4 protein-coding genes are annotated in these 5,262 nt (G+C 28.7%); 3 read left to right on the top strand and 1 reads right to left on the bottom strand.

The window, feature by feature from the left end:
- Window positions 1–183 (top strand): hypothetical protein (locus tag MUN42_RS07820; protein WP_243344143.1); only part of this gene is annotated, 183 nt, incomplete at its 5' end.
- A gap of 335 nt (window positions 184–518) precedes the next feature.
- Here the strand turns inward: MUN42_RS07820 and MUN42_RS07815 are convergent.
- On the bottom strand, window positions 519–1,412 hold the full coding sequence (locus MUN42_RS07815; protein WP_243344142.1) for an ABC transporter ATP-binding protein: 894 nt from the start codon (window positions 1,410–1,412) through the stop codon (window positions 519–521).
- Between the two features lie 101 nt (window positions 1,413–1,513).
- Here MUN42_RS07815 and MUN42_RS07810 point away from each other — a divergent pair, with 101 nt between their 5' ends.
- Window positions 1,514–1,846, top strand: a complete 333-nt coding sequence (locus tag MUN42_RS07810; RefSeq protein WP_243344141.1) for a hypothetical protein — start codon at window positions 1,514–1,516, stop codon at window positions 1,844–1,846.
- Between the two features lie 51 nt (window positions 1,847–1,897).
- Window positions 1,898–4,408 (top strand): ABC transporter permease subunit, encoded by a 2,511-nt coding sequence (locus tag MUN42_RS07805; RefSeq protein ID WP_243344139.1) that lies wholly within the window; start codon window positions 1,898–1,900, stop codon window positions 4,406–4,408.
- The last annotated feature ends 854 nt before the right edge of the window (window positions 4,409–5,262 follow it).

Below are 5,262 nucleotides of genomic sequence, written 5' to 3'. Positions count from 1 at the left end.
CTCCGTATTCATAGTCTAAATGCTCATCAAGTTCTGCTTTTAAAAGCTCTTCCATTGTATCGCCTAAAAGATCTTTTAGTGCTTCTTAAATATCTTGTGCGCTTTGAGGTTGATATTCTTCAATTAACTTTGCTTCTTTTTGTCTCCGGTCTTTTTCTTGGCATAAAAATTCCTCCTAATTAGTTTTTCTTTACCCTAATCAGGAGGTTTCTATACACAAAATTTTACACAGTCTCGAGGATGGTTGGGATTTTACCTTGGAAGTGTAGCGGCTCTTATTTATACGCTGCTAGCTTTTGTAATTTTAGGGGTCAGTTCACTCTTCCTAGGTCTTTTTAATATATTATTAAAGCTGATTGTATTGAAAGTTTAGCAGCATTTGAGTTTGAAATATAATTAACATATGCTTTGTCTTTGATGATGGATAGATCTTTATTAATGGATATTAAGCAGTATTAAAAAAGACAAACACCAATATATCCTTGTGTTTGTCTTTCTATAAATGTATAGGATTTTAATTAATTGATATTAAATATTTGCTTATATCTATCTTCAGCCCCGTATGTTTTAGATATTATCCTTTCAATTTCTATATTATTCTCATAAATAAATTTAATTATCTTATTGATTTCACCAGCATTTAGTTTAATTATTAATTCGTTTGTAGATAAATTGTTATTATAATTTTCTAATGAATAATTAGAACTTAAAAAGTTATCAAGTTTTTTGAGTTGACTTTTATCATTTACTAATATTTTATATTCTGTCTGCTTATATTTTTCTATATCTTCATATATTATAGATCCATCCTTTAGAAATAATATATCGTTAGTTATATAGTCTAGTTCACTTAGGGTATGGGATGAAATTAATATTGTAGTTCCTTTGGCGTGTAATTCTTTTATCAGGTCTCTGAAACTAAATATACTATCAGTATCTAGGCCATTAAGTGGCTCATCCATCAGTATGAGTTTTGGATTGTTTATAATACTCATTGCAAGCAAAACTCTTTGTTTCATACCTAGTGAATATGTATCAACTCTTTTTTTATAAAAATTATCTATTCCTACTTTTTCTGCTACTTTAGCAATATTTTTATAATCTAATTTTTGTATATCACATATGTACTTTAAATGGTCATAGCCTGATAGATACGGATATAAAATTCTATTGTCTTTTAGATAGGATACGCTTTTAAATATGCTAGGATTCCTATTGTCCATATCAAGTATTTTTATTTCTCCACTATCAAAACTGATTAAATTCATCATGCAGTTCATAAGAGTAGACTTGCCTGATCCATTTGGTCCAACTAAAGCTAGTATTTGTGGATGTTCTATGTTAAAGCTTATGTTGTTTAGTACTTTATTGTTTTTATAAGATTTATTTAATTTATTTACTGTACAAATCATATACACCTTCCTTTTATCAAAATAATGTGCTATAATAATTATAGCATATAATCTTAATAAAGTATATGCCTTAGTTATCTCTATCCCGGAAAGGTAATTTTATGAAGAAAAAGTTTTTAATTTTACTAGCAGCGATTTTGCTTGTAGGAAATTTTCCGATAGTTAGTGAAGCTAGTAATAGATATAATGAGCCAGGAATTGAATTAAATTATTCGAATACAAATAGAAAGACATTTACTGTTAGTAGGTCTTTTGCTTTAAAAAGCGCTCCAACCATTATTTTCTATTCAAAATGGGATGGTGATTATCTTTATGAAGGTAGACTATATAGAATAAGCGAGACAAGACATTTAAATTATACAGAAGCAGTTTATAGGGGTACTCTTACTGGATATCATAGAAATATGATTATGTCTATTGAGGTAGATAGATAGTTAAATAGCTATATAGGGATAGAGATGACTAAAAATTATGGAGGACATGCTATGATAAAATTTGAAATAAAAAAAATCATAAAAAATAAGATAATTTTACTTATATTAACTATAGCTTTAGTTCTTACAGTTTATACACATTTTTTTAAATTTAATAACTATGAACGTCAACTAAATGAAGGGGCTACTTATGATAATTTATTAGATACTATAATAATGGATCAGAAAAATCATCCTGAGTATATATCTGTAGGGTTTAGAGAATTTGAGTGGAGTGGTATGAGCGATGAATTTAATGAAGATTATCAGCAAATAGTTGGGGAGCTTAGCAATCCTTTTGATCTAAGCGAGGATGAATTACTGTATGGATATGATTATCCTGACATTAACTATAAGTACATTAAGGATGTAAAAGAATTTATAAATAAGTATGAGTTGGTATTAACAAATGCTCAAAGAGAAGAACTTGATTATCTAGACTTAGTATATGGATTTCTTGATAGTAAGGATATAAATGAAGAGGATTTTATAAATAATAATTATAATTCATCTGCTAATATATTATTTACAAGTCTAAATATCTATTATGGACTGATACCAAGTCTTATATTCATATTTATCTTTATAGCTTCTATATCCTATGACTATCAGTCTACTAGTATTGATTTATTTTATCTATCTCCTGTGAAGAAAAGAAGATATTTAATCAATAAGATATTTTCATTTTTAATTTTGGCTATATTTTATTCTATAATTATACTAGTTATTAGTTTTTTATTAGGAGCTTTAAGAGGGGATACAAACTTTCTCCTAGATTATCCTCTAAAGTTATATGGGGATGATAGATTATTTATAAAATTTTATCAGTATATACTATCTGCAATAGGGTTATTTATTTTAAACTTAAGTCTTATATTTTGGAGTTTAGCTTTATTATTTTTATTAATTAAGGATAATGTAATAACTACTATTATAAGTGCGGCTATAATAGGGGTGACATTAATAGTTACTGACTTATTTAAAAGTTTTAATAGTATTTATAACCCTTTATATTTCAATTATCCTCTATATTTATTAGGTGAACTGGGATTGGATGAAAATACTCTAAATCGGGCAAATCCTTATATAGATATAAAAGCAACTATAGATATAAAGTATATTTTTACTTATCTATTTATTATCCTTATAGTCATGCTAATTTGTTTTTACTTAATAAATAAAGATATTAAAATTAATTTAAATAAGGATGAAAATAACTCTAATAAAGTAATGAATGTATTTACTTTTGAGTTATATAAGAGTAAGAAATTTCTTAATAACAAATTGGCCTATGGCATAAGTGGATTATTCTTAATAACTATACTTTTAAATAATATAATTTATATAAATAATGAAAGTAGTGATTTTTTTGATAGAAATACAACAAGAACAGCTTTGACTTTGAGTATAGAGAATAATAAAAAAGAAAATTCTATAGGTGGATATAGTCAAGAAAATGAAAAAGAGTTTGAAGAATCTAGCTCATATTTAAGAAAATTTGATAAGCTAGAAGACTATTATAAAGCAAAAGATTCAGATAAATACTATCAAACTTATAAGGATGTAAGTAATTATGTAAAAAACCTTGACGCCAATTATACAAATGTATATATTGAAGATAGTATAGCTATAAATCCTCTAAATCTTATTAACAGAGATATTAGTGAATTTTCAAAAGAAGTAAATAATAAATACAGGGATATATTATTAGAAAAAAATATAAAGCCATTAAAAACAAGTTATAATAGAAGCCTAAGCTGGTATGATAAGACTACAGAGCCATATTTATTAGAGGAGGGAATAAAAAACCAAATTCCAAATGACAAATCCTCCTTTATGATTTTATATAGGTTGATATATCTATATAATTTCCCTATACTGCTTATTTTACTAAGCATATATTTATATGGAAGTAATTACAATAGGGACACAGAAAAATCATCATCTCTAGAATTGATATACCTAAATCCTATAGATAAGGCTAAGTATTATGATAAAAAATATCTAGCGGGTCTTTTTGAATGCATAAGATATTTACTCTCTTGCCTAGCTATAGTAATATTAATTGGTTTAATAAATGACCCTAAAGGAACTTTAAATTATCCTATTTTAAGATATATAGGCATAGCTTCCAAGCCAATGGAGAATATAGATTATAGTAGATATTATGAATTTATAAGCTTAAAGCAATACCTATTTGAGACAAGTGTTTTAAGTATGAGTTTTTTCTTATTACTCTATACAATCTGCCATGGATTGAGCGTAAGAGCTAAAAGTAGATATAAAGTTTATGTAATATTATCTATCATAATAGGAGCTTTACTATTGTTAGCTAAAATTGCCCCAGATCTTGCCTATCTAAACCCAGCAGCATATTTTAAAATCAATGATGTAGTAGATGGATCTATAGGAATCAAAGAAGGATATTTATCTATGTCATGGTTAAAAGGAACTATTATAAATATTGTATTGGCTTTACTAGCCTATTTATTAGGAAGGATAAGAGCTTCAAAAACTTTATAAGTTAAAAATGACCGATAGACTTTTTAAGCTGACCCATAAAGTTGGACCTAATACCAGAGTTAGAACTATACTAGCTCTGGTATTTTTTGTCCTTTCCTACCCCTAGGGGTAGGAAATTTTTTAGGTATGACGGCATGTTCTAATGCTGGGGTGAAATTCCCTACAGAGCGTAGTTACCAACGAATCTAATAGCGACCCCGAAGTTTTAGGTGGTGACATCTAGGAGAGAAGAACGGGTAGCGAAATCGTGGCTTGACGAACAGGAACAGAATATATGGCGTAACAGGTGGGCAAGCTAGCTAAAGATAGCAAAGACCCAAAAGGTAACCGTAAACCCAAAGCGTAAATTCTGCAAGTAAACGATGAAAGTATTAGGGATTATCCCGTGAGGTCTCACTAGCGACACAGTAGTAACAACGAACTATGAGAAGTCAGCAGACTCCATAGTAGCGAGGAAATTTCTGTAATGGAAATGGAGCGAAGGGAGGAACAGTATTCATTGTAATATTTGAAAAGGATGAACAATGACTTGATGGAATACAAGGAATGACGTATTCATTCTTCAAGGTTCGGATAAAAAAAGAATAAAGTTAAATAGTTTCATCAGAAATAAATAATATAACACAAGAGAATATTGAACCGCCGTATGCCGAACGGCACGTACGGGTGGTGTGAAAGGGGCTAGTTCTTATCCCCTATTCGATTTCACTTAAGTGAGTTGAGCGAACGAAAGAGAGCGAAACAAAAAACCACCTGCTATGCAGGTGCAGACTGTAGACAAAGTAGATGAAAAACATAACTTCATCTACTTTTTCTATGCGATAAACGTTTAAATCAAGCCGTTTGTGGGTATG

It is taken from the genome of Anaerococcus sp. AGMB09787 (assembly GCF_022808955.1).
GTDB lineage: Bacteria > Bacillota > Clostridia > Tissierellales > Peptoniphilaceae > Anaerococcus.
This window is presented reverse-complemented; position numbering and strand designations above follow the sequence as displayed.